The organism is Microbacterium sp. (assembly GCF_035554235.1).
Taxonomy (GTDB): Bacteria; Actinomycetota; Actinomycetes; order Actinomycetales; family Microbacteriaceae; genus Microbacterium.
In genome coordinates, this window is the sequence record NZ_DATMIO010000077.1 from 1 (window position 1) to 3797 (window position 3797).

Below are 3797 nucleotides of genomic sequence, written 5' to 3' on the forward strand. Positions count from 1 at the left end.
CCAGATCGGCCAGCCCGCCTACGCCGCGAGCAAGGGCGGGGTGCACGCGATGACCCTCCCGGTCGCCCGTGAGCTCGCGCGCTACGGCATCCGCGTCTGCACGATCGCTCCCGGAATCATGGAGACGCCGATGCTCAAGGGCCTGCCGCAGGCCGCACAGGATTCCCTCGGCGAGCAGGTGCCGCATCCTTCCCGCCTGGGTCGGCCCGACGAATATGCTGCTCTGGTCATGCACATCGTCGAGAACGGCTACCTCAACGGCGAGACCATCCGGCTCGACGGTGCCATCCGCATGGCGCCGAAATGAGCGTCGTGACCTTCGGAAAGGCAGCGCAATGACCGAACCGCTCAGCTTGACGGTCGACGACGGGCTCGCCCGCATCACCCTCAACCGCCCGCAGCGCATGAACGCGTTCGATGACGCGATGGCGCGCGCGTGGGCGCGCGCGACCGCCGAGGCGACGACGCGCGACGACATCGGCGCGATTCTGCTGGATGCCGAAGGCTCGCACTTCTGCGCGGGCGGCGACGTCCACGCCATGGCCTCCGGGACGACGGGCGCCGGGATCACCGCGCTCGCGCACGTCATCAACTCCGGCATCCGCGCACTCGCGGAGTCATCGATCCCCGTCGTCGTCGCGGCGCAGGGCACGACCGCCGGCGGAGGGCTCGGCATCCTGCTCAGCGGCGACTACGCCGTCATCGGCGAGAACTCCCGCATCGGCAGCCTGTACGCGAACATCGGCCTGACCCCCGACCTGTCGGTCTCGGCACAGCTCGCCCGCGCCGTGGGGGAGCGCCGCGCCCTGCAGCTCGTGCTGCAGGACCGGATGCTGACGGCGCAGGAGGCCCTCGCCTGGGGCCTCGTCGCCGAGGTCGTTCCGGCCGACGAGGTGCGGACCCGCGCCGAGGAGGTCGCCCGCTTCTGGCTCGCCGGCGCCGCGCGCGCGTACGGCCAGGCCAAGCGCCTCGTGCGGGACTCCCCGACGCGCTCGTTCGCCGACCAGCTCACAGAGGAGGCCCGATCGATCGGCGCCGCCCTCGACACCCCCGAAGCCCAGGCCCGCGTCGCCGCGTTCGCGGCCGCAGCGGCCGCCCGAAAGGAAAAGCGATGATTCCCACGCCCCCTCCCGCCCCCGGCGCATCGCCCGGAGCCTCCGGGCGCGTGGGCACGCTCGCCGGCAAGACGATCCTGATGTCGGGCGGCAGCCGCGGCATCGGCCTCGCGATCGCCCTGCGCGCCGCGGCCGACGGCGCGAACATCGCGATGCTCGCGAAGACCGACACCCCGCATCCGAAGCTCGAGGGCACCGTGCACTCCGCGGCCGAGCAGATCCGTGCGGCCGGCGGCAACGCGCTGCCGATCGTCGGCGACGTGCGCAACGACGACGACATCACCGAGGCCGTGCTGAAGACGCAGGGCGAGTTCGGCGGCATCGACATCGTGATCAACAACGCGAGCGTCATCGACCTCTCGCCCTCGCTCGATCTCGCCGCGAAGAAGTACGACCTCATGCAGGACGTCAACGTCCGCGGCACCTTCATGCTCTCTCGCACGGCCGTGCCGATTCTGCGCGAGAGCGCGAACCCGCACATCCTGTCGCTGTCGCCGCCCCTCAACCTCGACCCCAAATGGCTCGGCGCGCACACGGGGTACACGCTGGCCAAGTACGGCATGACGATGGTCACGCTCGGCCTCGCGGCCGAGTTCGCCCCGGACGGCATCGCCGCGAACACCCTTTGGCCCCGCACGACGATCGCGACCGCTGCGGTGCAGAACCTCCTCGGTGGCGATCGGGTGATGGCCGCGAGCCGCACGCCGGCGGTCTACGCGGACGCCGCGTACGAAGTGCTGATCAAGCCCGCACGGGAGTTCACGGGGCGCACGCTCATCGTCGAGGACGTGCTGACGGATGCCGGTGTCACCGACTTCGCGGGCTACGCGGCCGTTCCCGGCACGCCCGATGACCGGCTGTTCCCCGACATCTTCGTGTAGCCGCTCAGTGCTTCGCGCCCGAGAGCGCCAAGGCACCGCCGAGCCCGATCATGAGCCCGCCGCCGGTCGCCGACATGGCGGCGAGGCGCTTCGGCGAGCGCCCGAACCAATCGCGCGCGGCGCTCGCGGCGAGCGCCCACACCGAGTCGCAGATCAGCGCGAGCACGACGAAGAGCATGCCGAGCTCGAAGAGCTGCAGCGGCACCGACCCGGCAGAGAGGTCCACGAACTGGGGCAGCACGGCCACGAAGAACGCGATCGTCTTGGGGTTCGTGATGCCGACGACGAAGCTCTCTCCGAGCTGGCGCCATCGCGAGCGGGGAGCGCGACCGGCCCCTGACGAGCGTGCGGCATCGTGACGGTGCCGGATCGCCTGCACGCCGAGGAAGACCAGGTAGGCGGCGCCCGCGAACTTGACGATCGTGAAGACCACGACCGACTGGGCGACGATCGCGCCGACGCCGAGGGCGACCGCCGCGACGAGCGGAATCATGCCCAGGGCGTTGCCGAGCACACTGAGCAGCCCGCCGAGGCGCCCCAGGGCCAGGGCGCGCCCGATCGTGAACAGCACGCTGGGCCCGGGCATGATGACCAGCACCGCGGCCGCGACGATGAACCCGAGGAGGTTGTCGATGGGTACCACGAGCTCAGCGTACCGGCGATCAGTCGCGCAGCCGCTTGCGCAGGAACACCTGCTCGATGCCGTCGTCGCCCGTGACCCGCTCGGTCTCGACGTAGCCCTCGCGCTCGTAGAGCCGAAGGTTCGCCTCGCTGAGCGAACCCGTGAAGAGCTCCGCCTCGCCGGCATCCGATCGCTCTTCGACCGCCGCCAGCAGACGGGAGCCGATCCCGCGGCCCTGCATGTCGGGCGCGATGGCGAGCCGGCCCACGAGCAGCAGGTCGCCGTCCACCCGGGCGCGCACCGCCCCGACCATCCGGGGCCCGATGAGCGCGACGCATCCCTCGTTCGAGACCAGCTCGGCTTCGAGCTCCTCGAGCGTCTGGGTGAGCGGCGGCATGTCGGGGGTGCCGTAGATCAGGGCCTCCTGCACGAACGCGGCGCGCTGCAGCGTCAGCACCTCGCCGGCGTCCTCCGGCGAGATCGGGCGGATCTCGAGGTCGTCTTCCACCCGTCCACCGTAGACCGCAGAAGCGCCGGTAGCGTTGAGGTCATGGTCAACTATCGCTACCTCGGCAACAGCGGGTTCAAGATCTCGGAGATCACGTTCGGAAACTGGGTCACGCACGGCTCGCAGGTCGAGAACGACGCGGCCATCCAGACGGTCCGTGCGGCTCTGGAGCTCGGCATCACGACATTCGACACGGCGGATGTCTACGCCAACACCGCCGCCGAGTCCGTGCTGGGCGAGGCCCTGAGGGGCGAGCGCCGTGAGTCGCTCGAGATCTTCACGAAGGTGTACTTCCCGACCGGCCCGAAGGGCGCGAATGACACCGGCCTCAGCCGCAAGCACATCATGGACTCGGTGCACGGGTCGCTGAAGCGCCTGGGCACCGACTACATCGACCTGTACCAGGCACACCGCTTCGACTATGAGACCCCGCTCGAGGAGACGTTCCAGGCGTTCGCCGACGTGGTGCGCCAGGGCAAGGCGCTCTACATCGGCGTCTCGGAGTGGACGGCCGAGCAGCTGCGCGAGGGCCACACGCTCGCCAAGGACCTCGGCATCCAGCTCATCTCGAATCAGCCGCAGTACTCGATGCTATGGCGTGTCATCGAGGGCAAGGTCGTGCCCGCCTCGCAGGAGCTCGGCATCTCGCAGATCGTGTGGTCGCCGATGGC

6 protein-coding genes are annotated in these 3797 nt (G+C 70.1%); 4 read left to right on the forward strand and 2 right to left on the reverse strand.

Features of this window, described 5'->3' with window-relative positions; genetic code table 11:
• The 3 genes from VNT50_RS03825 to VNT50_RS03835 all read left to right on the forward strand — a co-directional run.
• Positions 1-307: SDR family oxidoreductase (locus VNT50_RS03825; protein ID WP_325483776.1), on the forward strand; the 307-nt coding region annotated here is incomplete at its 5' end.
• A gap of 28 nt (positions 308-335) precedes the next feature.
• Entirely contained in the window at positions 336-1115 is a 780-nt protein-coding gene (locus VNT50_RS03830) for an enoyl-CoA hydratase/isomerase family protein (RefSeq protein ID WP_325483777.1), read from the forward strand.
• Positions 1112-1996 (forward strand): SDR family oxidoreductase, encoded by an 885-nt coding sequence (locus tag VNT50_RS03835; RefSeq protein WP_325483778.1) that lies wholly within the window; start codon positions 1112-1114, stop codon positions 1994-1996. Before VNT50_RS03830 ends, VNT50_RS03835 begins: the two co-directional genes overlap by 4 nt.
• 4 nt (positions 1997-2000) lie before the next feature.
• On the opposite strand, the gene VNT50_RS03840 is transcribed toward VNT50_RS03835, so the two are convergent.
• The gene (locus VNT50_RS03840) at positions 2001-2639 is read right to left on the reverse strand and encodes a LysE family translocator (protein WP_325483779.1); all 639 of its coding nucleotides are present in this window, start codon (positions 2637-2639) and stop codon (positions 2001-2003) included.
• Between the two features lie 19 nt (positions 2640-2658).
• Positions 2659-3126, reverse strand: a complete 468-nt coding sequence (locus tag VNT50_RS03845; protein ID WP_325483780.1) for a GNAT family N-acetyltransferase — start codon at positions 3124-3126, stop codon at positions 2659-2661.
• Between the two features lie 42 nt (positions 3127-3168).
• On the opposite strand from VNT50_RS03845, the gene VNT50_RS03850 reads away from it, so the two are divergent.
• On the forward strand, positions 3169-3797 hold a 629-nt coding region (locus VNT50_RS03850), incomplete at its 3' end, for an aldo/keto reductase (RefSeq protein WP_325483781.1).

Bases quoted from the DNA above. Each gene is read 5' to 3' on its own strand.
- VNT50_RS03835 (WP_325483778.1), top strand. From the start codon at position 1,112: ATGATTCCCACGCCCCCTCCCGCCCCCGGCGCATCGCCCGGAGCCTCC.
- VNT50_RS03830 (WP_325483777.1), top strand. From the start codon at position 336: ATGACCGAACCGCTCAGCTTGACGGTCGACGACGGGCTCGCCCGCATC.